The organism is Erythrobacter sp. THAF29, from assembly GCF_009363635.1.
Taxonomy (GTDB): Bacteria; Pseudomonadota; Alphaproteobacteria; order Sphingomonadales; family Sphingomonadaceae; genus Erythrobacter.
Genome location: NZ_CP045392.1, coordinates 187,866 through 212,205, shown reverse-complemented (window position 1 = coordinate 212,205; position 24,340 = coordinate 187,866). Strand labels below are relative to the sequence as shown.

Sequence of the window (24,340 nt, the reverse complement as noted above, 5' to 3'; positions counted from 1 at the left end):
TGAGTGTCAGCCAGGCTTGATCATGCCTCGAGCTCGATGTCCCAATAGAGCCAGTCGCGCCAGGTTTCGTGCAAGTAGTTGGGCGGGAATTGCTTGCCATGCTGCTGCAATTGCCAGCTGGTCGGGCGGATCGGCTTCATCCGCACTGGCATGTGCGCCTGTTTTGGCGTCCGCCCGCCTTTCTTCATGTTGCACGGCGCGCAGGCCGTGATGATATTCTCCCACGTAGTTTTGCCTCCAAGGCGGCGCGGGAGCACATGATCGAAGGTGAGATGGTCGCCGCGACCGCAATACTGGCATTCGAATTTGTCGCGCAGGAAGACGTTGAACCGGGTGAAGGCCGGGAATTCGCTTTGCTTCACATATTGCCGGAGCGCGATCACGCTCGGAATCTTCATGTCGAGGCTGGGCGAATGAACTTCGCGTTCGTAGCTCGCGACAATGTCCACCCGGTCCAGGAACACTGCCTTGATCGCGGTCTGCCACGGCCACAGGCTCAATGGATAGTAGGATAAAGGAGTGTAATCAGCGTTGAGGACAAGCGCGGGGCAGCCCGAAAGATTGCGCGTCGGATCTTCTTCAATCGAGCGGAACTTCGCCGCCGTTTCGATCAGTTCGCTCTTGAACACGTCTCGCGTTCCTCCCTGATTGATCGGAGCATGGCTTGACAGGCTTCTGAGTCAAACCCGTGACGCAGTGTATATCCACAGGGGCAGCTTGTGGATGGCTTGTGGATAGCCTCTTGATTGTCGCTGTGGCATGGGCACTTGTATGGAATCCGCACCCGAAACGGTTACGCGCTTCGCGCCGAGCCCGAACGGCCACCTGCATCTGGGCCACGCATATTCCGCGATTTTCGCGCACGACCTTGCGAAAGCTGCGGACGGTCAGTTCCTGTTGCGGATAGAAGACATCGACGGGCCGCGGTCGCGCCCAGAATTCGCTGACGAGTTTCGTCGCGATCTCGAATGGCTCGGCCTCGAATGGGAGGAAGTACCCGCGCAATCGACCCGGATCGAGAGCTACCGCGAGGCGGCGGATGAGCTCTTCCGACAGGGCATGCTTTATCCATGCACCTGCACGCGCAAGGAGATCGAGGCGCTGGGCGCGCGGCGGGGCCCCGATGGGATGGTTTATCCCGGCACCTGCAAGGGGCGCCTGCTGAAGCATGACCAGCCCGCGGCGCTGCGGCTCGATGTCGACAAGGCGCTTATTCATCTCGGCGAACTCGTCTGGACCGATGAGGAGGCCGGTTCGATAGTCGCGGATCCGCGCGAATTCGGCGACGTCGTGATCGTGCGCAAGGAATTGCCAGCGAGCTATCATCTGGCCGCGACGCTCGACGATGCAGTAGACGGGGTGACGCTGGTGACACGCGGCGCCGACCTGTTTGCTGCAACCCATATTCACCGCATCCTGCAAGAGCTTCTGAAGCTACCTGTCCCTCACTGGCATCATCACAAACTGCTATTGGACCAAGAGGGCAAAAAACTTTCGAAGAGCCGGGGATCTCCCTCGCTTGCCGACAGGCGCGAGGCGGGCGAGGATGGTCTCGCGCTTGCGGAGCAACTGCGCTTGCAGCAAATGCAGTCTGGAATTTGAGCCCGGAGCACCCAATTAGCAGCCATGACCTATTTTCTCGTCGCCGTACTCGTTGTCCTCGCGATCATGGTGGTCGTCTCGCTCGTGCGCGGGGTTGTCGCTTTCATGAAAACGACCAAGATCGACCTCGAAACCGGCGAAGGCGAAACCGCAACCGACATGCAACTGATGCAGAACAAGGCAATGTTCGCGCGCATCAAGTACCAGGCTGCCGCCATTGCGGTCGTTGCTCTCATCCTAATGCTCTCGCGCTAGACGCGGGTGCGAAGACCGCGCTAGGGCGCGCTTCATGGTCAAACTCACCAAAATTTACACCCGAACCGGCGATGATGGCACGACTGGGTTGGTCGATGGTTCGCGCTGCCCGAAGTATTCCGCGCGCATTGCGGCGATCGGCGAAGTCGATGAAGCAAACAGTGCAATCGGCAGTGCGATTTGCGCAGTCCAGGATCGTGCATTGCGTGACGTTCTCACCCGGGTTCAGAACGATCTGTTCGATCTTGGTGCGGATCTCGCAACGCCATCCGAAGACGGCGATTTCGAACCCTCCGAGATGGTGTTGCGGGTGGTCGCTTCTCAGGTGGAGTGGATCGAGAATCAAATCGATGCTTTCAATGAGCGTCTCGAACCGCTGACCAGCTTTGTCCTCCCCGGCGGCAGCGAGGCTGCAGCCCGTGTCCACGTTGCCCGTGCAACCACGCGCTCTGCCGAGCGCGCCCTTGCGGCGATGGCGGCTGAGACCCCCGTGAACCCCTTAGCGACATCATATGTCAACCGCCTCTCGGATTTGCTCTTCGTCATGGCGCGCGTGCTCAACGACGATGGCAAGGCGGACGCAAAGTGGGTGCCGGGCGCTAATCGCTAGCCAGCACTCGACTTCCCAGCTAGGGCCCGCGCAATTGCTGCACTTGCGAAGGGATCATTGAAATGCGCAACATTGCCGTTATCGGCGCCGGTCAGATGGGGACCGGTATCGCCCAGACCGTCGCCCAGCACGGAATGCCCGTGATGCTCTCCGACATCGATCTCGCGCACGCCGAGGCTGGCAAGGCGAATATCGAGAAAGCAGTCACCAAACTCGTCGGTCGTGGCAAGATCGAAGCCGAAGCGGCAGAAGCGCTACTGACGAAGATCACGCCCGTCGCAGGTTACGCACCGATGGCGGAGGCCGACCTCATCATCGAGGCCGCGACCGAGCGCGAAGAGATCAAGAACGCGATCTTTGAAAATGCAGGGAAAGTCCTCGCAGACGGGGCGATCATGGCTTCGAACACCAGCTCTATCCCCATTACTCGCATGGCAAATCATTCGCCTGACCCGCAGCGCTTCATCGGCTTGCATTTTTTCAACCCGGTTCCGGTCATGGGCCTGATCGAAGTGATTCCCGGCCTTGCGACAGCCAAGGAAACGACTGACCGCGTGACTGCTTTTGCGGAAGGGCTCGGCAAGCAGGTCGTTCTCAGTCAGGACGAGCCGGGCTTCGTCGTTAATCGTATCCTCCTGCCCATGATCAATGAAGCGGTGTTCGTGCTCGGCCAGTCCACTGCCGGGATCGAGGATATAGACAAGGGCTGCCGCCTGGGTCTCAATCATCCGATGGGTCCGTTGCAGCTCGCCGATTTCGTCGGCCTCGATACCTGCCTCGACATCATCAATGTGCTCTACAAGACCACCCGCGACAGCAAGTATCGCCCCGCGCCGCTGCTGGTGAAATATGTCGAGGCCGGCTGGCTCGGCCAGAAGACCGGTCGCGGTTTTTACGACTATTCCGGCGAGGCTCCTGTTCCCACTCGCTAATTCGGAACCCCGCCGCAGCCTTTCTCGTTGATCATGCAAAAGGAGAATTTGCATGACCGACCAAGATATCCCCGTCCGCAGCCAGGAAGAGCGCCAGGCCGACCTCGCGTCCGAAATGCACAACGACGAACAGGACGATCATCGCGACCAGGCACAGGAGGTCGCCGAACAAGCGCAGGACGGCGCCACAAGCGCACCGGGTGCCACCGAAAGCCGAAAGGTTGAAACGGTTTCAGTTGATGGGGTCGCTGGCCACGAAACCGACATGATCGATCAGATGCGCGAAATGGAAGATAGCGGTCACATCGACAACGGCGCTTTCGCCGGTGAACCCAATCACGATGACGACACGAACAAATATGAAGGCAAGGAGCGCGAGTAAGCGCCTCCAACGCGGGTCGAGACTACTCGCCGAATTTTGCCCGGATCTCGGCCTTCGCCTCTTCGGAAAGCGGACCCGGCCCTGATTGCGGGCTGGTTTCACGCTGTGGGATCGGCCGGAAAGGACCGATTTTGGGCTGCGGCTTCGTATTGAAACCTTCCGTCCGATCGACGAGATCGTCATCACTCGCCCATTCCACCGAGGACGCTTCTTCGCGATCTTCTTCGTCATCCCCCTCTTCGGGAAGCGACTCGTCTTGAAGTTCGCTTGGATATTCCCGCTGCGAACGGGGTTCCGGCGCTGCGTCGTTCTCGTCGAGCGCCTGGACCGTCCGATGCAAGCCGCCCGGATCGTCCTCTGTGCCTACAAACATCAGAACGACGGCGATAATCACGCCGACAAAGGCGAGCGCCACCTTAGGATTGAGGACTTCCTTCATAGGGAAAGTCCATATCATCGCATCGGTTAAGGATCGGTAGAAGCAAACTCGCGTTTCAATTCATACAACAAATCAAGCGCTTCACGCGGGCTCAACGCGTCAAGATCGGTCTCTGCCAGGCGCTCTGCGAGGCGCTCTTCCGGTGCAGACTGGGACTCTGCCTCCTGAGCTGCGGCTGCGAATAGCGGCAATTCTCCGAGTCCTGCGGCAATCCCGCCGGTTTCCGTACGCGCCTGCTCGAGTTTTTCGAGCACTTGGCTCGCGCGTTTTACAACCTGGTCCGGGACCCCTGCGAGCTTCGCAACCGCAAGACCGTACGAACGGTCGGCAGGCCCTTCGGCAAGTTCGTGAAGCAAGACGAGATCGCCTTTCCACTCGCGTGCGCGGACATGGTGGAGCGACAGCGCTTCGCAGCTGTCTGCAAGCCGTGAGAGCTCATGGTAATGCGTGGCGAACAGGCAGCGGCACGCAATGCGCGAATGCACGGCCTCGACCACCGCCCAAGCAAGCGCGAGCCCGTCATAAGTAGATGTTCCGCGCCCGACTTCGTCGAGAATGACGAAGCTCCTGGTCGTCGCCTGGCTCAGGATCGCCGCTGTCTCAACCATCTCTACCATAAAGGTCGAGCGGCCGCGCGCCAGGTTGTCCGACGCGCCGACGCGGCTGAACAGGCGGTCGACAATGCCGATCCGGGCGGCTTCGGCAGGAACGAAGCATCCCGCCTGTGCAAGCAGAACGATAAGCGCATTCTGGCGCAAGAAGGTCGACTTGCCGCCCATATTCGGCCCGCCGATGAGCCACAAGCGGTCGGTTCGATCGAGCGTGCAATCGTTTGCGACGAAGCGCTCGCCCGCCTTGGCAAGCGCGGCCTCGACCACCGGGTGGCGGCCTTTCGTGATCGCGAGTTCATCGCCATCCGTGATATCGGGCCGGGTCCAGTCGCCTTCCGCCGCGCGTTCGGCATTGCCTGCCGCCACATCGATCCGTGCTAGGGCGGCAGCGGTCGCGGCGATGGCTTCTCGCGCTGCAGCAACTTCGCCGATCAAATCTTCGAAATGCGCTTCCTCGGCGGCAAGCGCGTGTCCGCCTGCCTCGGAAATGCGCGAGGCTTCCTCGTGCAGTGCGAGCGAATTGAACCGCACGGCGCCTTTCATCGTCTGGCGATGGGTGAAGCCGCTATCGGGTTCCATCAGCTTATCGCCGTGGCGGCTCGGGACCTCGATAAAGTATCCGAGCACGCCGTTGTGCTTGATCTTGAGCGACGCGATGCCGGTCTCGTCGCGGTAGCGGGCCTCCATCGCGGCGATCGCCCTGCGGGCATTGCCCGAAATCTCGCGCAGTTCGTCGAGGCTGGCGTCGTATCCTTCCGCGATGAAACCGCCATTGGCCCGCTCGGTCGGGGGCGAGGCAATGAGCGCGCGCGACAGATGATCGACCAAAGCTCCATGGCCGACGAGACGGGGGAGCAACGTTTCGAGGAGGGCGGGGCGATCGACTTCGAGGCTCAACTGTTCGTGAATGCGACCCGCTTCCGCAAACCCATCGCGCACCTGCCCAAGATCGCGCGGACTTCCTCGGCCAGCGACGATCCGTCCCAACGCCCTTCCGATATCGGGCAGGGCGCGCAGTGTATCGCGCAGGTCTGCACGTTCGATCGGACGGTCACGCCAGAACTTCACCAGCGCGAGCCGTTCTTCGATCGCATCGCTATCGAGTAGCGGCGCGGAGAGGTCTTGAGCAAGCAGCCGCGATCCTGCACCGGTTGCACAGCGATCGACGGTCGCAATCAGGCTTCCAGCGCGGCCACCTTGCTGACTCTCCAAAATCTCGAGACTCGCGCGGGTCGCCTCATCCATCGCCATGCCCGAAGCACTGGCCCTGACGACCGGCGGAAGGAGCAGCGGCAGCGAGCCGCGCCCGACATGGTCGAGATAGGCGATGAGCCCGCCTGCCGCAGCCAGCATAGCGCGCGAGAAATCTCCGAAGCCATCGAGCGTCGCGACGCCGTGGACCGATTTCAGCCGCTTTGCTCCAGCGTCGCTGGAAAAGGTACTTCGAGCATGGAAGGTCGCCTCGTCCGGGCCGTGCTCCCAGTCTTCGGGCACGACCACCTCGGTCGCACCAATTCGAGCAAGTTCCGCGCCTAGCAATTCGGGCGTGCACTCTTCGAGCACCATCGCCCCGGTCGAAATGTCGCAGCTTGCGATCCCAATCGTTCCCCGCACCTCGGCGAGCGCGGCAAGCACGTTGGCCGAGCGGGGATTGAGCAGCGCTTCTTCGGTCAACGTTCCCGCCGTCACAAAGCGCACGATGTCGCGCTTCACCAAGGCTTTCGACGAAGGCTTGCCCTCCCGCTTCGCGCGCGCTTTGGCTTCGTCGGGTGTCTCCACCTGCTCAGCGATAGCGACGCGCTGCCCTGCCTTGATCAGCCGTGCGAGGTAACCCTCCGCCGAATGGACAGGCACGCCGCACATGGGGACAGCTTCGCCGCCGTGCTCGCCGCGCGTTGTCAGAGCAATATCGAGAATACCCGCGGCCTTTCGGGCGTCGTCAAAAAACAGCTCGAAGAAATCGCCCATCCGATAGAACAGCAGTGAGCCCTCGGCTTCCGCCTTGAGCGCGAGATATTGCTCCATCATCGGGGTGGGTTTGGCGGCCATTCCACCGGACTACCCAGAGCCGAAGCGATTCGGAACGGGTATGGTCCGTGTTTCCCCTATCGTTTGCGCGCGCGCCCCGCTAAGCGCTTGCACGAAGAGCATTTGCCGTAACGGAAAAGGGATACATGGCGGACGAGAACCAAGGCGGGCAGCGACCTGGGCGACAGGGCGGCTTCACCACGCGCGAGGCGCTGTTTTACCACGAGACGATCCGGCCCGGTAAGCTGGAGGTCGTCGCGACCAAGCCGATGACCTCGCAGCGCGATCTCAGCCTCGCCTATTCGCCAGGCGTCGCCGCGCCGGTCGAAGCGATCGCCGACGAACCTTCGCTCGCCGCGCGCTACACCGCCCGCGCGAACCTCGTCGCGGTAATCTCCAACGGCACCGCCATTCTCGGTCTCGGCAATCTCGGTGCTCTCGCTTCGAAGCCCGTGATGGAAGGGAAGGCGGTGCTGTTCAAACGGTTCGCCGATGTCGACTCGATCGATATCGAGCTTGCGACCGAAGACCCGGAAGCATTTATCGAGGCTGTCGCGCTGATGGAGCCAAGCTTTGGCGGCATAAACCTTGAAGACATCAAGGCACCCGAATGCTTCATCATCGAACAGGCTCTGCGCGAGCGGATGAACATTCCGGTCATGCACGACGATCAGCACGGCACCGCAATCATCGCGGTCGCTGGCCTCATCAATGCGTGCCACCTGACGGGCCGCGATCTCAAGGACGTGAAGATGGTGGTGAACGGTGCGGGCGCATCGGCGCTTGCCTGCACCGCGCTCGCGAAGTCGGTTGGCGTGCCGCACGACAATGTGATCGTGTGCGACCGCTCCGGGCCGATTTATCCGGGCCGCGACAATGTCGACCAGTGGAAAAGCGCGCATGCGGTCGAGACCGAGGCGCGAAGCCTTGAGGAAGCGCTGGAAGGTGCGGACATCTTCCTCGGCCTTTCAGCGGCAGGTGCGCTCAAGCCCGAATGGGTGGAAAAAATGGCCGACAAGCCGATCATCTTCGCCATGGCCAACCCTGTTCCCGAGATCATGCCAGACGAGGCGAAGGCCGTCCGCCCCGACGCGATCATCGCGACCGGCCGCAGCGACTTCCCGAACCAGGTCAACAACGTGCTCGGCTTTCCCTTCATCTTCCGCGGCGCGCTCGACGTGCAGGCGACGACGATCAACGAGGAGATGAAAGTCGCCGCTGCGCAAGCCATCGCCGAACTCGCGCGCGAGCGCGTGCCGGAAGAAGTGGCTGCCGCCTACGGCAAGAACCACAAGTTCGGGACCGACTACATCATTCCCGCTCCGTTCGACCCGCGGCTGATCGAGGTTGTGTCCTCGGCGGTTGCCAAAGCGGCGATGGATTCAGGTGTTGCGCAGGCGCGGATCGATGATTTCGAAGACTATCGGATCAAGCTGCGTGGGCGGCTCAATCCGACCACCTCAGTGCTTACCGGCGTTTACGAAGAGGCGAAGAACAATCCCAAGCGGATGGTCTTTGCCGAAGCCGAAGAGGAAGTGGTGCTACGCGCAGCGATCCAGTATCGCGATTTTGGCTACGGCACGCCGATCCTCGTGGGGCGGACCAAGGCGGTGCTCGACAAGCTGCACCAGCTCTCGGTCTCCGATCCCGGCAGTTTCGAAATCCAGAACTCGGCGACCAGCGAACATGTGCCCGCCATGGTCGATTTTCTCTACAAGCGCCTGCAAAGACGCGGTTACACTGAACGCGACGTGCGGCGTATGGTGAACCAGGAACGTAACGTCTTCGCAGCGCTTCTGGTTGCGCTGGGTCACGGCGACGGGATGATCTCGGGTTTGACGCGAACCTTTGCGCAGACCGCGAAGGAGATAAATCGCGTCCTCGATCCCAAGCCCGGTGCCATTCCCTTCGGCATCCACATGATGATCGGGAAAAATCACACGACTTTCCTCGCCGACACCACGATCAACGAGCGCCCGAGCGCCGAGGAACTCGCGCACATCGCGCGCGAAACCGCGGCAGTAGCGCGGCGAATGGGGCACGAACCGCGCGTCGCTTTCCTTTCCTATTCGACATTCGGCAATCCTTCAGGGCAATGGCTCGCCAATATCCGCGATGCGGTAGCCATCCTCGACAAGGAAGATCCCGGCTTCGAATATGAAGGCGAGATGGCGCCCGACGCAGCGCTCAATCCCAAGGTGATGGAGCTCTATCCCTTTAGCCGTCTGTCTGCGCCTGCCAACGTGCTGGTGATGCCGGGCCTGCAGTCGGCGAACCTCTCTGCCAAAATTCTTCGCGAACTGGGCGGCAATGCCACGATCGGTCCGATGCTGATCGGGATGGAGAAACCCGTTCAGATTGTTCCCATGACGGCCATCGCGCCAGATGTGTTGACCTTGGCCGTACTGGCGAGTGCGGGTGTGGTGGGCTGAAGCGCTCCCGATGAACGCGATAGCCAGCCAAAGGGATCGGTTCGCGATCCCGCGCGAGGTGCATTACCTCAACTGCGCCTACATGGCGCCGCTCTCTCATGACGTCGTTGCGGCGATGGAAGAAGCCGCAAGGCTGAAGGCAAGCCCATGGAACTTCGAGCCCGCGGACTTCTTCTCGGTTTGTGAGCGCTTCCGAGAGCGGGCGGCGCGGTTGGCGGGAGTCGCGGCGGACACCATCGCGATCGTCCCTTCGGTCAGTTACGCGCTCGCAGTTGCGGCCAAGAACCTCACTATGTCGGCGGGACAGAACATCGTCACGCTCGCCGACCAGTTCCCTTCCAACGTTTACGTCTGGCGCGAACTGGCTGCGCGACGCGGCGGAAATGTGGTGACCGTCGAGCGGCCGAGCCAGACATGCTGGAGCGATGCGGTGCTCGACGCGATCGGTCCGGACACTGCCATCGTCGCGGTCCCGCACTGTCACTGGGCGGACGGACGAGTAGTCGATCTCGAAGCGGTCGGCGAGAAGTGCCGAGAGGTCGGTACAGCGCTGGTCCTCGACCTGACGCAATCGCTCGGTGCGATGCCGATCGACTTTTCCAGGGTGCAACCGGATTTCGCGGTCGCCGCCTGCTACAAATGGTTGATGGGGCCGTATGGGATCGGAATGCTCTACGTCGATCCGAAGCACTACAATGGCGAGCCGCTTGAGTACAACTGGATCAATCGCGGTGGCTCGGAAGATTTCGCGCGGCTGGTCGATTATCGCGACGATTTCCAGCCCGGCGCGCGGCGTTTCGACATGGGTGAGAGGTCGAATCCGCCGCTGCTGATGGGCGCAAGCGCAGGTCTCGATTTCCTGCTCGAATTCGGTGTGGAGCATATTGCCGAGACGCTTGGCGAGCACACGCAAGCAATCGCCGATGAAGCCGAAAACGCCGGTCTCACTTCCGCGGCGATCGGCACGCGAGCACCGCATTTTCTTTCGCTCGGCTTTCCCGAAGGCGTGCCGGACGGGCTCACCGAAAGGCTGGCGGCGGCGAACGTCCACGTCTCCGTGCGCGGCTCCTCGCTGCGCGTGACACCGCATCTCTACAACGATGAGATCGACCGGGCGGCATTGATCGCCGCAATCGCTAGCTAGACGACAAGCTCCTCGATTGGGATGTAATCGAGTTCGTAGCCGAAATAGCGTGGACTGAAGACCGCAAGCCCGGCCTCGCTCCGCCATAGCGGATCGCAGCGGAAGCCAAGCACAGCGACGCGCTGGCCCCGCTCGTAGCCGGGGTTCACGATCCCATCGCCGCTCTCGACATCGATGATGCTGATGAGGTCGGGGCAGGTCGCGATCACCGCGCCATCGCGCCGTGCGACGAGATGTTCATTCTTCACGCCGGTCGAGAAGGATTGATCCGCGAAATCGCCTGTTCCGTTCAATCGAACCTCGCCGACTAGGAAACCGTCTTCGTCACGCCAGTCAAAATCGCTGACGGTGCCTGTGAAGAGCAGATAACCGTCGCCAGCCTCGCGCGCGGCTTCGATCGGGTCGCTCCCGGCTGCCTTTGCTTCGCGCACTGCCTTGCCGATCTGCCCAGCAAGGCCGAGGCTTCCGGTCACGAGCGTACCCTCGGCCTTGGCCTGCGCGCCGGTGATCGGACTGTCGGTGACCCCGCATTCTCGGCTAACCACTGCAATGGAGCGCAGGATGTCCTCGGCCCTTGTGGGATCGCCCAGCGTCTCGACCACCAATTCATCGCCAAAGGGAGTGGCCGCACTGATGGGCGTAAGGGGGATGCCGGCGACCTTGACCGAGTGCTGGTTGATCTCCGGCACCGCGCGCCCGACCGTATCGGCATCGAGCGCGGGAACGCCTAATCGCGCAGCGATGGAAAGCCCCTCGGCAAGACTCAGCGGGCCGATTTCACCCATGATGACACCGGCGAACTTTTGCCCCAAATGGCGCTCGAGCGTTTCGAAGGCGGCCTGCACCGGTTCTTCCACGCGGTTCTCGATGGCGTCGAGGCGCGCCTGCATCTCTTCCGATGTCTCGGCAAGGCTCGCCAGGCCATAGGGACAAGCGACCCGATCGCTGTCGGAAAGAGCAGACACGGGGATAACCGAGAATGCGAGACCGGCCGCAAGATCCTTGGCGATCAGCTGACGCGCTTCTTCGAGGCTCCCTCCGCCGCCGGTCCCGAGATAGGAGCTGCCTACGAGCGCGTCCTCAAGCGCGGTGGCATCGAGCGGACGCGCCTCGGGATTGGCAGTGCGCTCTCCTCCGCTACCCGTTGGCAATTCGCGGCACGCAGCAAGAGTCCCCGCCGCAATTGCCAACCCGCCAAGAAACTGCCGCCGTGATGCCATCTCCGATACCCCCTTAGCAGGCGCGAACATTGGCGCGGGCTGACCGGCAATGCAAATCTACAGCCGCCTGAACCTGAAGTACCAGACTTCGTGGCCGAACTTCTCGCGCGCCTTCTGTTCGTAGCGTGTCTCGCACCATCCCGAAGGACGGTTCTGCCAACTTGCCGGGCCATCGACGACCCATTCGAAAACATCGGTGAATCGCTGCATCACCATCAGCGCATGGCGCAGATAGACGGGGTGATCGGTGCCAAAGCGGAATTCGCCGCCGGGCTTGAGCTTGTCGGCGAACAATCGGACCGGGCCATCATTCATCATCCTGCGCTTGGCATGCTTGTTTTTCGGCCAGGGGTCGGGGTGCAGGAGATAGAGCATGGTCAACGCGCCGTCGGGCACTCGCTTGAGCACCTCGATAGCGTCGCCGTGGTGGATACGGACATTGGAAAGGCGCTGTTCCTCGACATGGGTCAGCGCCTGCGCGACGCCGTTGAGGAACGGCTCGGCCCCGATGAAGCCGTGATTGGGCAGGAGATCGGCACGATAGGCAAGGTGCTCGCCTCCGCCGAAACCGACCTCGAAATGAAGCGGGCAGTCCTCGCCGAACAGCGCCTGGGCTGTGACATCGCCTTCGTCGGGCACCGCGATCTGCGGCAGCAAACTGTCGACCAGCGCCTGCTGTTTCGCGCGCAGCGGCTTGCCGACGCTGCGGCCATACAGCCGGCTGAGGGTGGTGGGATCGCCTTCCTTGAATGCAGTCATGCGCGCCCCATAAGCAAACGCCCGAGGTGTTTCCACCCCGGGCGTTCCGCTGAAGGGTCAGGAGAATTTGCTTACGCCGCTTCGGCCTCTGCGTCCGGATCGCGCAGAACGTAGCCACGGCCCCAAACGGTTTCGATATAGTTTTCGCCACCGCATGCGTGGCTGAGCTTCTTGCGCAGCTTGCAGATGAAGACGTCAATGATCTTGAGTTCCGGCTCGTCCATTCCGCCATAGAGATGGTTGAGGAACATTTCCTTGGTCAGCGTAGTGCCCTTGCGCAGCGAAAGCAGCTCGAGCATCGCGTATTCCTTGCCGGTGAGATGGACGCGTGCGCCATCGACTTCGACGGTCTTGGCATCGAGGTTCACGGCAAGCTTGCCGGTGCGGATGATCGACTGGCTGTGGCCTTTCGACCGGCGCACCACGGCGTGGATGCGGGCGACCAGCTCTTCACGGTGAAAGGGCTTGGTCACGTAATCGTCGGCACCGAAACCGAACGAGCGGATCTTGCTGTCCATCTCGGCGATGCCCGAAAGGATCAGGACCGGCGTCTGCACCTTGGCGACGCGCAGCTTCTTGAGCACGTCATAGCCGTGCATGTCCGGCAGGTTCAGGTCGAGCAGGATGATATCGTAATCATACAGCTTGCCCAGATCGAGGCCTTCTTCGCCCAGATCGGTTGAATAAACATTGAAGCCTTCGGTGGTGAGCATGAGCTCGATGGCTTTTGCCGTTGTCGGCTCGTCCTCAATCAAAAGCACTCGCATATCTGGTCCCCTATTTGCCCCAGAACCTGGCATGCTTACCTTCTGGCAAGCCGTGGTGGTAACTCCTCGATAAGAGGTGTTGCCATGTATTAACCACGCAAGGTCTGAACGGAAAAGGTTAACGTCGCGTAAAAGGGTTCCTCGAAAAGTTTGCGAGTCTTTTATGTCACAGGTGCTTGTGCGTAGACGGCCATCGCCAGCGACCTGACATTGCTAGAGATTTTCGAGCTTCTTTGCACGCCGCCGCTGCGCGCTCGATCCTATCCCGATGGCCTCGCGATACTTTGCAACAGTCCGCCGGGCAAGGTCGAACCCTTCTTCCTTGAGCAGGTCGGCGAGCTTCTGGTCAGACAGGACCTTCTTCGGATCCTCGGCATCCGTGAGCGCCTTGATCCGCGCCTTGATCGCTTCGGCGCTTGCGCCTTCGCCGTCCGCGCTCGCAACCCCGCTGGAGAAGAAATACTTGAGCTCGAATGTGCCGCGGTCGCAGTGCAAATACTTGTTGCTGGTCACACGGCTGACCGTGCTTTCGTGCATGTCGATCTCTTCGGCGACCTCGCGCAAGGTCAGCGGGCGAAGCTCCGAGACGCCGCGACGGAAGAAACCGTCCTGCTGTCTTACGATTTCGGCTGCGGTTTTGAGGATCGTCTTCTGTCGCTGGTCGAGCGCACGGATCAGCCAATGCGCATCTGCGAGCTTTTCCTTGAGCCAGCTTTGCGCTTCGGGATCGGGCGAGCCTTCGGACAGCTCCACATAGTAATTGCGGTTCACGACGAGTCGCGGGAGCGTATCCTCATTCAAGTTGATCTCCCACCCGCCATCGTCCTTTGCCGCAAGAAGAATGTCGGGAATTACAGCGTCATCGGTGCTCGGCGCGAATGCGAGGCCGGGCTTCGGATCGTATTCGCGCAATTCGTGAAGCATATCGGCAAAGTCTTCGTCGTCGACTTCGCACAGGCGTTTCAACCGCTCCACCTCGCCTTTGGCCACAAGATCGAGATTGTCGATCATCGCACGCATGCAGGGATCGTAGCGGTCGGCCTCTCGCGCCTGGATGGCGAGGCATTCGGCGAGACTTCGCGCTCCTACGCCTGTCGGATCAAGCATCTGGACGACGGTGAGCGCATCGTCGACCTCGTCGAGCGTCACAGCAAGATCACTGGCGATCTCGCGCAGGTCGGTCGCAAGATAGCCGGCATCATCGAGAAGTCCGATAATGTGGCGCGCAATGAAGGCCTCTTTGGGACTGGTTGCAACGCCGCCGACCTGTTCATTGAGATGTTCTGCAAGGGTCGTCTCCGCCGCCCGCGTCGCGTCGATATCGGGGAAATCCTCGTAAGACGCGCCTGAGGACACGGCTGTCCCCCACTCCCCGCTCCCTCGGTCGCCATCACCGGTATCGCGGTCCCGGTCCAAGGCGCTGCGGTCGATATCGAGCGGGGCTTCGCTTTCGCCTTGCGCCTGTGCCATGAGCCGGTCGGAGGTGAATTCTTCGCGCGGTATGTCGTCCGGCTCGCCGCCGCCGCTGTCCTCGCGCGATACCGAACCCGCCTCAAGCAGCGGATTGCTCTCGAGCGCTTCGCCTATGAAGGTTTCGATCTCGAGATTGGAAGCCGCGAGCAGCTTGATCGCCTGCTGCAGCTGCGGCGTCATCACCAATTGTTGCGATTGGCGAAGGTCCAGTCTGGGGCCGAGCGCCATCAGTCTTTCTCGCTCACGCTCGAACTGCGCCAGCCCACACCCCCTCCCGGCCAACCCACGGGACTATACTGATGGGTTGGCCGGGAGGGGGTGTGGGCCGTTGCGGCCCCGGCGGATCGGGGTCCGCCGCACAGCATCAGGTTTCCAATCGCCGGAACATCATAACGTGAAGCTCTCTCCGAGGTAGAGCCTTCGCACGTTCTCGTCTGCCACGAGTTCCTGCGGGGTGCCCGCGAACAGCACTTGCCCGCCATAGATGATGCAGGCGCGGTCTACGATGTCGAGGGTTTCGCGAACGTTGTGATCGGTGATGAGGACACCGATGCCGCGGCGCTTTAAATCCTTCACTAGATCGCGAATGTCGCTGATCGAAAGCGGGTCGATCCCGGCAAAGGGTTCGTCGAGCAGCATGATCGAAGGTTTCGCCGCGAGCGCGCGCGCGATCTCGCAGCGACGGCGCTCACCGCCGGAAAGGGCCATGGCCGGGCTTTCGCGCAGGCGGGTAAGGCCGAATTCGCCGAGCAGGCGCTCAAGCTCCTGCGCCCGAGTCTCGGCATCGGGTTCGACCATTTCGAGCACGCAATTGATGTTCTGCTCGACCGTCATTCCGCGAAAGATGCTGGTTTCCTGCGGCAGGTAGCCGAGCCCCAGGATCGCGCGGCGATACATCGGCAGGTTGGTCACGTCCTCACCATCCATCAGGATGCGTCCCGAATCCGGCTTCACCAGTCCCATGATCGAATAGAAGCACGTCGTCTTACCAGCGCCGTTCGGCCCGAGAAGACCGAGGACTTCGCCCTTATCCACGGTGAGCGAAATATCGGTCAGCACCGCGCGTTTGTCGTAACTCTTCGCGATCGAAACCACTTCGAGCCCACCGTGGGGCAGCGGCGCGGTCGCATCCACTGACGAGGCAGGCGACTGGGCGAGCTCTTCGAGGGTGGGGGTCTCACTCATATTCCTGAGAGCCTTAGCAGCCTCATCCTTTCAGAAAAGGGTATCACGACCCGAATTGGCAAGAAATTTGCTTTGGAGGGGGCAGATGCAGGTTTTCGCGCCCGCCCAATGACCCGATTTCCCTCGACAATCCGGTGCTTGGTTAACCGCGCTTGCAACGCAGCCCGCTCTCTGGGATAATTTGAGGCTGGAGAGTGAGAATCCGTTGGGGAGCGGTTTAATGAACGACATTTCGCAGCACGAAACCGGCGTCGATGCGCATGGCGTCGACTGGCGCAAATCGATAAGCGACCATGTCGCTTATGCATTGCTCGTATACACCGCGCTGCAGATTTTCGTGACTGTGAAGGCGCTGGCCGAAGGCTTTTCTTCGCTGTTGCCTTATCTGGCGCTCGTGGTGCTGGTGGCAGCAATCATCCCCGGATGCCGTTGGTTCGAGAAGCGCTGGAAAAACCTCTCCGATGAAGATGCGCATGATCCGGCGCTCGCGCCGGCATTCCGCCGGGACATCAGCGTGCTCTGGATCGCAGCGATCGGCCTGCCGCTGATCCTCACCGGCATTTTCAAAGCGATTTTCTGAGGATATTCGCTGATCCCGCATCCATGACGCGGGAACGTATAGCTTGTTGTACCGGTTGATCCCTTGTCCGCTGGCATGGCTGGACGGTTAGGGAGCGGCGCTTTGGGTATTGTTAGGCTTCTCATATCGATAATTTGCGTGGCACTTGCCGCCCCGGCGCTTGCCCTGCTGCCCGCACCCGGCGGCGAAGGCTCCGAAGCGGAGCAAACGGAAGCGGCTCAGGCAACGATCGAGCAAGATCCCGACGTCGGAGATGATGAACGCATCACCGAACGGATCGAAGGAATATTTTCGGAGTTGCCCGGCTTCGACAACGTTGCCGTCGAAACCCGTGAAGGCGTTGTCACTCTGTCAGGTACGATGCCGGATGCCGATGCTATCGCCCGCGCTGAAAGCATTGCCGGCCGGGTGGCCGGTGTCGTCACGGTTGAAAATGGCATCGAGCGCGATCTTTCGGTCGAACAGAACCTTTCTGTATTCGGAAAGATCTCGGAACTGCTCGCGGAGTTCGTCGAGGGCTTTCCCCTGCTTGGCGTCGCCGTCCTTCTTGCGATCGCGATAGGTTCGCTCGGTTACCTCATCGCCAGGCTAGGCTTTATCTGGGACCGGATCGCGCCGAATGCGTTCCTGGCCGAACTGATCCGCAGCTTCATCCGCTTCGCATTTGTCGTTGGGGGTATCGTCATTGCGCTCGATATGCTGGGCGCAGGAGCGCTGCTCGGCGCAGTACTCGGCGGGGCCGGGGTGATCGGCATCGCGCTCGGCTTTGCAATGCGCGACACGATCGAAAACTACGTCGCCTCCTTGATGCTGAGCCTGCGCCAGCCGTTCCGGCCCAACGACCACGTCCTGATCGACAGCCTCGAAGGCCGCGTGATCCGCCTCACCAGTCGGGCCACGGTTTTGATGACGCTCGAGGGCAACCATCTGCGCATTCCCAACGCGCAGGTCTTCAAGGCGGTCATCGTGAATTACACCCGCAATCCGCAGCGCCGCTTCGAATTCGAACTTGGCATCGATGCCGATGACGACCCGCGTGCTGCGATGAAACTGGGGCAGGAGACGCTTGCCGGATTGTCTTTCGTCCTGGCCGAGCCGGAACCTGCCGCGCGTATCGCCGATGTCGGGGACTCGAACATAGTCATCCTGTTTCTCGGCTGGATCGACCAGCGCGAGGCGGATTGGTACAAGTCGCGCAGCCTTGCGATTGCGGCCGTGAAGGACGCGCTCGAGACCGAAGGCTTTGCTTTGCCCGAGCCAATCTATCGTCTCCGGTTCGATGGGCGCACCGACCCGCTTCCGATCGGTCGATCGGCCAAAGTCGTCGAAACCAAGCCCAACGAACCAAGACGCCGCATTTCCGAACCCGACGCTGCGGAGGAGGACTTCAAGCCCGAGAGCGAGATCAGCGAAATGGTCGAACAGGAGCGCAAGAGCGACGGCGAGCAGGCGAAGGACCTGCTCGATCCATCGCGCCCCGTAGAGTAGAGCCTACCTCCTAGCTCGTTCGATTGCTTCGATCACGATCTTGCGGGCCTCTGCGGCATCGCCCCAATTGCCGACACGCACCCACTTTTCCTTTTCGAGGTCCTTGTAGTGGGTAAAGAAATGCTCGATCTGCTGCAGCACGATCGAGGGCAGGTCCTGCCGTTCGCCAACATCGGCATAGTAGGGGAAGGTCGTGTCGACCGGCACGCAGATGAGTTTTTCATCCCCGCCATGCTCGTCCTCAAGGTTGAGCACGCCGATCGGGCGCGCGCGCACGACGCAGCCTGCGATGAATGGCGAGCGCGCGATTACCAGCGCATCGAGCGGATCGCCGTCAGGCGATAGTGTGTGCGGCACGAAGCCATAATTGGCCGGATAGCGCATCGGGGTGTGCAGGATACGGTCGACAAACAGCGCGCCGCTCTCCTTGTCGAACTCGTACTTTACCGGCTCTCCGCCGGTTGGAACTTCGATGATGACGTTCAGGTCTTCAGGCGGGTTTTCGCCAGTGGGAATCTTGTCGATGCGCATGGTTGGGCTTTCTTGTCTGTTGTTCGGCCCCTCTCCCAAGGACTTCGCGGGCGCCGATAGCCTGCTCTCGATATTGCGGCAAGATCGAGTGTGGCTTAGGGGCGCACCACATGAGCAAGAATACGCCAAAAGCCATTCGCGGCACACAGGACATTTTCGGCCCCGATGCTGAAGCCTTCGCTTTCGTCGTCGAAACCTTCGAGCGCGTGCGCAAGCTGTACCGCTTTCGCCGGGTCGAAATGCCGGTCTTAGAGAAGACCGAGGTGTTCAGCCGCGCAATCGGCGAGACGACCGATGTGGTCTCGAAAGAGATGTATTCTTTCGAGGATCGCGGCGGGGACTCACTCACCCTGCGCCCTGAATTCACCGCCGGGATCGCGCGCGCCTACCTCACCAATGGCTGGCAGCAGCACGCACCGCTGAAGATCGCCACACATGGTCCGCTGTTTCGCTATGAACGCCCGCAAAAGGGGCGCTACCGCCAGTTCCATCAGATCGATGCCGAGATCATCGGCGCCGCCGAACCGCAAGCGGATGTCGAATTGCTTGCGATGGCCGACCAGCTTTTGAAAGAGCTCAGGATCGAGGGCGTGACGCTGCACCTCAACACGCTGGGCGATGCAGACAGCCGCGAGAACTGGCGCGCGGCGCTGGTCGATTATTTCCGCGCGGTGCAGGACGAACTGTCGGAAGATTCGCAGCAACGGCTGGAAAAGAACCCGCTGCGCATTCTCGATTCCAAGGACCGCCGCGACAAGGCGTTCCTCACCGATGCGCCGAAAATCGACGACTTCCTGACCGACGAGGCGCTAGCCTTTTTCGAGAGCGTCACAAGCGGCCTCGACGCGGCGGGCGTCAAATGGCAGCGCGCCGAGAATCTGGTGCGCGGGCTGGACTATTATCGCCACACGGCCTTCGAGTTCATTCCCGATGAAGGATCGGAGGCCGCCGAAGCGTTGGGCGCGCAAAGCACGGTACTCGGCGGCGGGCGCTATGACGGGCTCATGGAGAGCCTCGGCGGTGCGCCGACCCCGGCGGTCGGCTGGGCTGCTGGCATCGAGCGGCTGGCGATGCTTGTTGGTGAGCAGGGTGAACCGGCCTGCGATTTGATCATAGTGGTTGAGGATGACGACCGCGTTGCCGAAGCGATCGGTGCACTCAAAGCCGCGCGCGCTGAGGGCTTTGTCGCCGAACTTGTGGCAGCGGGGTCGCCTAGGAAGCGGTTCGACAAAGCGGTGAAGCGTGATCCGGTGGTAATCCTTTCGCTCCAGGCCGATATGGGACACCGCATTACAACCGATAATCTGGATGCGCCCGTCCTTGGCTCGATCCGTCACTACAACTAGATCGTCGCCCCGGACTTGATCCGGGGTCCAGCTTCCTTTTTCCCGACAATGTCATAAGTAGCGGGATCCCGGGTCAAGCCCGGGATGACGAGTTAGAAAAGCCCAATGACGCAAATCCCTGCCAACCGTCTCGACCAGATCGCCAACCGCTTCGCCGAACTCGAAGCGCGCATGGCTTCGGGCACGCTCGAGGGTGACGAGTTTGTCCAAGCCTCGCGTGACTATGCCGAGCTCGAGCCGGTCGCAAAGGTTGCTGCCGAAGTGAAGGCGATGCGCGAGGAGATCGAGGAGCTCGAGGAGATGCTCGCCGATCCCGAGATGAAGGCGATGGCGGAAGAGGAGCTTGCGCAAATCCGCGAGGCGCTGCCCAAAAAGGAGCGCCAGCTTGCCATCGCGCTGCTCCCGCGCGATGCCGCTGACAGCAAGCCCGCCATGCTCGAAATTCGCGCAGGGACGGGCGGCGACGAGGCTGCGCTGTTCGCGGGCGATCTCTACCGCATGTACGAACGCTTCGCTGCAGAGCAGGGCTGGCGCGTCGAACCGGTCAGCATGAACGCTTCCGAAGTCGGCGGGTTCAAGGAAATCGTCGCCAATGTCAGCGGGCAGGGCGTGTTCGCCAAGCTCAAATTCGAAAGCGGCGTCCACCGCGTCCAGCGTGTGCCCGTCACCGAAAGCGGCGGGCGCATCCATACCTCCGCGGCGACGGTCGCGGTGCTGCCCGAGCCCGACGAGGTCGATGTCGAAATCGCCGACCAGGATCTGAAGATCGACATCTACCGAGCGAGCGGCGCGGGCGGACAGCACGTCAACACGACCGATTCTGCCGTGCGCATCACCCACTTGCCCAGCGGCATCGTCGTTACCCAGCAGGACGAGCGCAGCCAGCACAAGAACCGCGCCAAGGCGATGCAGGTGCTGCGCGCGCGGCTCTATGAAAAGATGCGCGACGAGGCCCAAGGGGCGGAGGCCGAGGCGCGAAAGGCCATGGTCGGCAGCGGCGACCGCTCCGAGCGCATCCGTACTTACAACTTCCCGCAAGGCCGCGTCACCGACCATCGCATCGGGCTGACACTGCACAAGCTAGAGGAAGTGCTCGCCGGACCCGGCCTTGGCGAACTGGTCGATGCACTGATTGCCGAGGACGAAGCCAAGCGACTGGCGGCGCTCAGCGAGTGACCGTCGCCGAGTCCATCAGGGCCGCTACCGAACGCCTGTCGGCGACCAGTGATACCGCGCGGTTGGATGCCGAAGTTCTGATGGCGCATGCGCTTGGCCTCAGCCGATCCGACATGCTCGTGCGCGCAATGCGCGAGGCCGCCCCCGGGGGCTATGACGCGCTGGTGCAAAGGCGGATCTGCCACGAACCCATCGCCTACATAATCGGCAAGCAGGAATTCTACGGTCGCACATTCGCGGTCGAAGCCGGGATCCTGATCCCTCGCGGCGATAGCGAGACCTTGATCGAGGCGGCGCTGGATCTGGCACCCAATGCAAGCCGGCTGCTCGATCTTGGCACGGGATCGGGGGCATTGCTCGTGACCGCACTTCTTGAGCTGGAAAATGCGCACGGCATCGGGATCGATGCATCCGAAACAGCGGTCCGGGTCGCAGGGAGGAACGCCCAGTCTCTTGGCCTGACCGGCGCACAAGCGCGTTTTCTCCAACGTGACTGGAACAAACCGGGCTGGGGCGACGATCTCGGTCAATTCGATCTCATCTTGTGCAACCCACCTTACGTCGAGGAGGCCGCCGATCTTGGCCCCGACGTCCGGGATTTCGAGCCTTCAGGGGCACTTTTTTCGGGCCCTGAAGGGCTTGACGACTATCGCGCGATTTTTCCGCAGCTTGGCAAGCTGATGACCAAAAATGGCCTCGCTCTACTCGAAATCGGGGCCACTCAGGCCGAGTCGGTGACTGAAATCGCGGAAGAAAGCGGATTTTCGGTCGGCATGCGCCGCGATCTGGCAAATCGGCCACGGGTTCTGATCTTCCGCACATGAATTGACCGGCAGGGCTTGGCAAACGCGATTCGGCTCGCTAACTCCGAATCAGGCCACTTTTCTGCGCAGGGGCGCACGAAGCGGGGTCCAGCTCCAAATTCGATGTCAGATGGCCGTAAGGGCTCTCCCTAAGGCCAGGCAGCGCGGGGCGCGCGCCGTGCATATGGCGCGAAGACGCACAGTCTGTTGGCCGTAAGCGTGGACCAAGGGGGTCTCGCTGGGTCGTTAAAGGGAAGAATTTCCTTGAATAGCAATCGTAATAATCGTCGCCGCGGTCGCGGAAATCGCAATCAGGGCGGCGCGAACAGCCAGAACCGGATCGACAGCCGGGCGCGCGGCAATGCGCCGCAGCTTCTGGATAAATACAAAAAGCTCGCACAGGATGCGCAGCATAATGGTGACCGCGTGCAGGCCGAATACTACCTGCAATTCGCCGACCATTACTTCCGCGTCATCGCCGATAACAAGGCCCGCCAGGAAGAGGCGCGTGCCAAGCGCCAGGAAGAGCGCGGCCAGGCGAATGACGACAGCGACGATGAAGACGGCGACAATCGTCGCAAGCCGCGTCGTCCGCGCGGCCGACGCGATGATCAGGATGCCAATCGCGAAGGCGATGCCGGCCAGGAAGGCGAAAAGGTCTCTGCAGAAGGCGCGTCCGACGAAGCCAGCCAGCCCAAGCGTCGCGCTCGCAAGCCGAAAGGCGAAGATGTGGGTGAGGACAAGCCGAAGCGTCGCCGCGCACGTTCGGAAAAATCGGATGACAAGGCTGAGTCGGCGGAGATCGATTCTTCGGTCCTTCCGCCAGCGATCAGCGCTTCGTCGTCTGATGATGACGGCGATGACGGCCTCGAAGCGGTCGGCTGATCGCCACCAGACGGGCAGCATTTGAGCAGAACCGCAGATCTCCGGATGCACGCCCGGCTACAAAGACTGATAGAGACAGCGCGCTCACGGCCCGGCCTGAGCGCGCTTTTCCTTGGGGCCGTGGCGGCCTGCGGTTATCCGCCACTTCACGCCTGGTGGATCGCCATTCCCGCGCTTGCAGCGCTTGTTGCGCTCCTACGCGGGGCTAATTCCTGGCGTGCGGCGGCTTGGCAGGGCTGGTTGTTCGGATGGGCACATCTGACGATTGCGAACAACTGGATCGCGACTGCCTTTACCTACCAGGCGAAGATGCCTGAATTCCTCGGCTGGTTCGCGGTGCCCCTGTTATGCGTGTATCTGGCGATCTATCCCGCTATGGCCGCGCTGGCAGCACATCTCTTGGCAAGGCGCGGTGGTACGCTCGCTTTCGGAGCAGTGTTCGCCGGGGCATGGATCGTCACCGAATGGCTACGCGGTTGGATTTTCACCGGTTATCCCTGGCCACCTCTAGGGCTTATCCTGCTGGGCGGCTGGAATAATGCCGGGCTGGCAGCCGCCCTGCCGTGGTTCGGCACCTATGCACTATCGGGCGCCGCCGCTTTCATAGCAGCTTCACTGGTTTGGCTGTTTTCCCAGCAGCGCTGGTGGTCGAGCGGCCTCCTCGCTCTCATCCTGTCGGCAGGAATGTTGGTCCCGACTGCCACTACTCGTCCGCAGAACGACGGCATCCCATTCACCCTCGTCCAGCCGCTTCTGACGCAAGATGAGATCAACGATCCCACGAAGTTCGACGAGCAATTCGAGCGGATCGCCGCTCTCACGGCGCCGGGGCGCGACAAAGATCGTCTGGTTCTCTGGCCCGAAAGCGCGGTGCCCGACTACCTCGAAGACGGTTATCCGCAGCGCCACTATGCACGCATGACCGCTGGCGGCGATCCCCTCTTCGCTCGCAAGCGGATCGCCTCGGTCATTGGTCCGGAAGCAACCTTGCTCACCGGCGTCGTCAACCTCGATCTTCGCGAAAAGGCCGGGATCGTCAGCGTTGTCAGCGCGCGCAATTCGGTGATTGCGATTGATGGCGAAGGCGATATCACCGGTCACTATGCCAAGGCGCATCTCGTCCCCTATGGCGAATATTTGCCGATGCGCGAGATACTCGAGCCGCTTGGCCTGTCGCGGCTCGTGGCTGGCTCGATCGACTACCGCGAAGGACCGGGGCCGCAGACGCTCGATCTCGGCGACCAGGGCCGCGCGGGTATCCAGATCTGCTACGAGATCGTTTTCTCGGGACAGGTCGTCGATCCAGACAATCGCCCCGACTACATATTCAATCCGTCCAACGATGGCTGGTTCGGCACCTGGGGGCCGCCGCAGCATCTCGCCCAGGCAAGACTGCGCGCGATCGAGGAGGGGCTCCCGGTCCTGCGCTCGACCACCACCGGAATCAGCGCGGTGATTGATGCGAATGGGGTGGTGCAGCAGCATATTGCTTCGGGAAAGGCGGACGCGATTAGCGGGGTGGTTCCGGCGGCGAAAGCTCCCACTCTGTTCGCCCGGCTCGGCAATGCGCTTCCGCTTGGCTGGGCTGCGCTGTTGATCCTTTTGGGCGTTGCCGGTCCGAGATTGCTTGCACTGCGGGAGCGGCGCGGCTAGGCATTCGCCCAAGACATAAAGGTTTCCTTATATCTGCAT

The 24,340-nt window shown here is 61.5% G+C and carries 23 protein-coding genes; 14 read left to right on the top strand and 9 right to left on the bottom strand.

Annotated elements, in window-relative coordinates:
• Positions 1-20: 20 nt before the first annotated feature.
• Positions 21-584 carry an HNH endonuclease gene (locus tag FIU90_RS01025; protein ID WP_172970305.1) on the bottom strand — a complete coding sequence of 188 codons (564 nt, stop codon included), beginning with the start codon at positions 582-584 and terminating at the stop codon, positions 21-23.
• 187 nt (positions 585-771) lie between these two features.
• Between FIU90_RS01025 and gluQRS the strand changes: the two genes are divergently transcribed.
• From gluQRS to FIU90_RS01000, 5 genes are all read left to right on the top strand, one after another.
• On the top strand, positions 772-1,602 hold the full coding sequence (gene gluQRS / locus FIU90_RS01020; RefSeq protein ID WP_152433086.1) for a tRNA glutamyl-Q(34) synthetase GluQRS: 831 nt from the start codon (positions 772-774) through the stop codon (positions 1,600-1,602).
• Positions 1,603-1,626: 24 nt separating this feature from the next.
• Entirely contained in the window at positions 1,627-1,857 is a 231-nt protein-coding gene (locus FIU90_RS01015; protein ID WP_152433085.1) for a hypothetical protein, read from the top strand.
• Between the two features lie 34 nt (positions 1,858-1,891).
• Entirely contained in the window at positions 1,892-2,467 is a 576-nt protein-coding gene (locus FIU90_RS01010) for a cob(I)yrinic acid a,c-diamide adenosyltransferase (protein ID WP_152433084.1), read from the top strand.
• A gap of 62 nt (positions 2,468-2,529) precedes the next feature.
• Positions 2,530-3,399 (top strand): 3-hydroxyacyl-CoA dehydrogenase NAD-binding domain-containing protein, encoded by an 870-nt coding sequence (locus FIU90_RS01005; protein WP_152433083.1) that lies wholly within the window; start codon positions 2,530-2,532, stop codon positions 3,397-3,399.
• Between the two features lie 52 nt (positions 3,400-3,451).
• Positions 3,452-3,781 carry a hypothetical protein gene (locus FIU90_RS01000; RefSeq protein ID WP_152433082.1) on the top strand — a complete coding sequence of 110 codons (330 nt, stop codon included), beginning with the start codon at positions 3,452-3,454 and terminating at the stop codon, positions 3,779-3,781.
• 22 nt (positions 3,782-3,803) lie between these two features.
• On the opposite strand, the gene FIU90_RS00995 is transcribed toward FIU90_RS01000, so the two are convergent.
• Positions 3,804-4,220 carry a hypothetical protein gene (locus FIU90_RS00995; RefSeq protein ID WP_152433081.1) on the bottom strand — a complete coding sequence of 139 codons (417 nt, stop codon included), beginning with the start codon at positions 4,218-4,220 and terminating at the stop codon, positions 3,804-3,806.
• Between the two features lie 26 nt (positions 4,221-4,246).
• Positions 4,247-6,880 (bottom strand): DNA mismatch repair protein MutS, encoded by a 2,634-nt coding sequence (gene mutS, locus FIU90_RS00990; protein WP_152433080.1) that lies wholly within the window; start codon positions 6,878-6,880, stop codon positions 4,247-4,249.
• Between the two features lie 125 nt (positions 6,881-7,005).
• Here mutS and FIU90_RS00985 point away from each other — a divergent pair, with 125 nt between their 5' ends.
• Together FIU90_RS00985 and FIU90_RS00980 are read left to right on the top strand one after the other, a co-directional pair.
• A complete protein-coding gene (locus FIU90_RS00985; RefSeq protein ID WP_152433079.1) occupies positions 7,006-9,291 on the top strand; it encodes an NADP-dependent malic enzyme in 2,286 nt (761 codons plus the stop codon).
• Positions 9,292-9,301: 10 nt separating this feature from the next.
• Positions 9,302-10,435, top strand: a complete 1,134-nt coding sequence (locus FIU90_RS00980; protein ID WP_152433078.1) for an aminotransferase class V-fold PLP-dependent enzyme — start codon at positions 9,302-9,304, stop codon at positions 10,433-10,435.
• Here the strand turns inward: FIU90_RS00980 and FIU90_RS00975 are convergent.
• The 5 genes from FIU90_RS00975 to lptB all read right to left on the bottom strand — a co-directional run bounded on the left by FIU90_RS00975 (position 10,432) and on the right by lptB (position 15,839).
• Entirely contained in the window at positions 10,432-11,655 is a 1,224-nt protein-coding gene (locus FIU90_RS00975) for a DUF917 domain-containing protein (RefSeq protein ID WP_172970140.1), read from the bottom strand. The genes FIU90_RS00980 and FIU90_RS00975 overlap by 4 nt on opposite strands.
• A gap of 57 nt (positions 11,656-11,712) precedes the next feature.
• Positions 11,713-12,414 carry a tRNA (guanosine(46)-N(7))-methyltransferase TrmB gene (locus tag FIU90_RS00970; protein WP_152433076.1) on the bottom strand — a complete coding sequence of 234 codons (702 nt, stop codon included), beginning with the start codon at positions 12,412-12,414 and terminating at the stop codon, positions 11,713-11,715.
• A gap of 71 nt (positions 12,415-12,485) precedes the next feature.
• On the bottom strand, positions 12,486-13,181 hold the full coding sequence (gene ctrA, locus FIU90_RS00965; protein ID WP_152433075.1) for a response regulator transcription factor CtrA: 696 nt from the start codon (positions 13,179-13,181) through the stop codon (positions 12,486-12,488).
• 213 nt (positions 13,182-13,394) lie between these two features.
• The gene (rpoN, locus tag FIU90_RS00960) at positions 13,395-14,882 is read right to left on the bottom strand and encodes an RNA polymerase factor sigma-54 (protein WP_152433074.1); all 1,488 of its coding nucleotides are present in this window, start codon (positions 14,880-14,882) and stop codon (positions 13,395-13,397) included.
• A 159-nt stretch (positions 14,883-15,041) separates the two neighbouring features.
• The gene (gene lptB / locus FIU90_RS00955; RefSeq protein ID WP_172970139.1) at positions 15,042-15,839 is read right to left on the bottom strand and encodes an LPS export ABC transporter ATP-binding protein; all 798 of its coding nucleotides are present in this window, start codon (positions 15,837-15,839) and stop codon (positions 15,042-15,044) included.
• 220 nt (positions 15,840-16,059) lie between these two features.
• Between lptB and FIU90_RS00950 the strand changes: the two genes are divergently transcribed.
• Positions 16,060-16,419, top strand: a complete 360-nt coding sequence (locus tag FIU90_RS00950) for a hypothetical protein (protein ID WP_152433073.1) — start codon at positions 16,060-16,062, stop codon at positions 16,417-16,419.
• A gap of 138 nt (positions 16,420-16,557) precedes the next feature.
• Positions 16,558-17,907 (top strand): mechanosensitive ion channel domain-containing protein, encoded by a 1,350-nt coding sequence (locus FIU90_RS00945; protein ID WP_370515101.1) that lies wholly within the window; start codon positions 16,558-16,560, stop codon positions 17,905-17,907.
• A gap of 3 nt (positions 17,908-17,910) precedes the next feature.
• Here FIU90_RS00945 and ppa read toward each other — a convergent pair whose 3' ends face one another.
• On the bottom strand, positions 17,911-18,438 hold the full coding sequence (gene ppa / locus FIU90_RS00940) for an inorganic diphosphatase (protein WP_152433072.1): 528 nt from the start codon (positions 18,436-18,438) through the stop codon (positions 17,911-17,913).
• 110 nt (positions 18,439-18,548) lie between these two features.
• Here ppa and hisS point away from each other — a divergent pair, with 110 nt between their 5' ends.
• The 5 genes from hisS to lnt all read left to right on the top strand — a co-directional run bounded on the left by hisS (position 18,549) and on the right by lnt (position 24,301).
• Entirely contained in the window at positions 18,549-19,784 is a 1,236-nt protein-coding gene (gene hisS / locus FIU90_RS00935) for a histidine--tRNA ligase (RefSeq protein WP_152433071.1), read from the top strand.
• 105 nt (positions 19,785-19,889) lie between these two features.
• Positions 19,890-20,960 (top strand): peptide chain release factor 1, encoded by a 1,071-nt coding sequence (prfA, locus tag FIU90_RS00930; protein WP_152433070.1) that lies wholly within the window; start codon positions 19,890-19,892, stop codon positions 20,958-20,960.
• On the top strand, positions 20,957-21,784 hold the full coding sequence (gene prmC / locus FIU90_RS00925; protein WP_152433069.1) for a peptide chain release factor N(5)-glutamine methyltransferase: 828 nt from the start codon (positions 20,957-20,959) through the stop codon (positions 21,782-21,784). Before prfA ends, prmC begins: the two co-directional genes overlap by 4 nt.
• A 243-nt stretch (positions 21,785-22,027) precedes the next feature.
• Complete coding sequence (locus tag FIU90_RS00920; protein WP_152433068.1) at positions 22,028-22,648, top strand: DUF4167 domain-containing protein; 621 nt, start codon at positions 22,028-22,030, stop codon at positions 22,646-22,648.
• A 45-nt stretch (positions 22,649-22,693) separates the two neighbouring features.
• The gene (gene lnt, locus FIU90_RS00915; RefSeq protein WP_152435616.1) at positions 22,694-24,301 is read left to right on the top strand and encodes an apolipoprotein N-acyltransferase; all 1,608 of its coding nucleotides are present in this window, start codon (positions 22,694-22,696) and stop codon (positions 24,299-24,301) included.
• Positions 24,302-24,340: the final 39 nt, after the last annotated feature.

What these genes read in the sequence shown, in the direction of transcription:
- ppa (WP_152433072.1), bottom strand. Translation starts at nt 18,438, where the DNA reads ATGCGCATCGACAAGATTCCCACTGGCGAAAACCCGCCTGAAGACCTG.
- lnt (WP_152435616.1), top strand. Translation starts at nt 22,694, where the DNA reads ATGCACGCCCGGCTACAAAGACTGATAGAGACAGCGCGCTCACGGCCC.
- rpoN (WP_152433074.1), bottom strand. Translation starts at nt 14,882, where the DNA reads ATGGCGCTCGGCCCCAGACTGGACCTTCGCCAATCGCAACAATTGGTG.
- FIU90_RS01000 (WP_152433082.1), top strand. Translation starts at nt 3,452, where the DNA reads ATGACCGACCAAGATATCCCCGTCCGCAGCCAGGAAGAGCGCCAGGCC.
- FIU90_RS00950 (WP_152433073.1), top strand. Translation starts at nt 16,060, where the DNA reads ATGAACGACATTTCGCAGCACGAAACCGGCGTCGATGCGCATGGCGTC.
- prfA (WP_152433070.1), top strand. Translation starts at nt 19,890, where the DNA reads ATGACGCAAATCCCTGCCAACCGTCTCGACCAGATCGCCAACCGCTTC.
- FIU90_RS00970 (WP_152433076.1), bottom strand. Translation starts at nt 12,414, where the DNA reads ATGACTGCATTCAAGGAAGGCGATCCCACCACCCTCAGCCGGCTGTAT.
- FIU90_RS00995 (WP_152433081.1), bottom strand. Translation starts at nt 4,220, where the DNA reads ATGAAGGAAGTCCTCAATCCTAAGGTGGCGCTCGCCTTTGTCGGCGTG.
- mutS (WP_152433080.1), bottom strand. Translation starts at nt 6,880, where the DNA reads ATGGCCGCCAAACCCACCCCGATGATGGAGCAATATCTCGCGCTCAAG.
- ctrA (WP_152433075.1), bottom strand. Translation starts at nt 13,181, where the DNA reads ATGCGAGTGCTTTTGATTGAGGACGAGCCGACAACGGCAAAAGCCATC.
- FIU90_RS00975 (WP_172970140.1), bottom strand. Translation starts at nt 11,655, where the DNA reads ATGGCATCACGGCGGCAGTTTCTTGGCGGGTTGGCAATTGCGGCGGGG.
- FIU90_RS01005 (WP_152433083.1), top strand. Translation starts at nt 2,530, where the DNA reads ATGCGCAACATTGCCGTTATCGGCGCCGGTCAGATGGGGACCGGTATC.
- hisS (WP_152433071.1), top strand. Translation starts at nt 18,549, where the DNA reads ATGAGCAAGAATACGCCAAAAGCCATTCGCGGCACACAGGACATTTTC.
- FIU90_RS00980 (WP_152433078.1), top strand. Translation starts at nt 9,302, where the DNA reads ATGAACGCGATAGCCAGCCAAAGGGATCGGTTCGCGATCCCGCGCGAG.
- lptB (WP_172970139.1), bottom strand. Translation starts at nt 15,839, where the DNA reads ATGAGTGAGACCCCCACCCTCGAAGAGCTCGCCCAGTCGCCTGCCTCG.
- FIU90_RS00985 (WP_152433079.1), top strand. Translation starts at nt 7,006, where the DNA reads ATGGCGGACGAGAACCAAGGCGGGCAGCGACCTGGGCGACAGGGCGGC.
- gluQRS (WP_152433086.1), top strand. Translation starts at nt 772, where the DNA reads ATGGAATCCGCACCCGAAACGGTTACGCGCTTCGCGCCGAGCCCGAAC.
- FIU90_RS01015 (WP_152433085.1), top strand. Translation starts at nt 1,627, where the DNA reads ATGACCTATTTTCTCGTCGCCGTACTCGTTGTCCTCGCGATCATGGTG.
- FIU90_RS01010 (WP_152433084.1), top strand. Translation starts at nt 1,892, where the DNA reads ATGGTCAAACTCACCAAAATTTACACCCGAACCGGCGATGATGGCACG.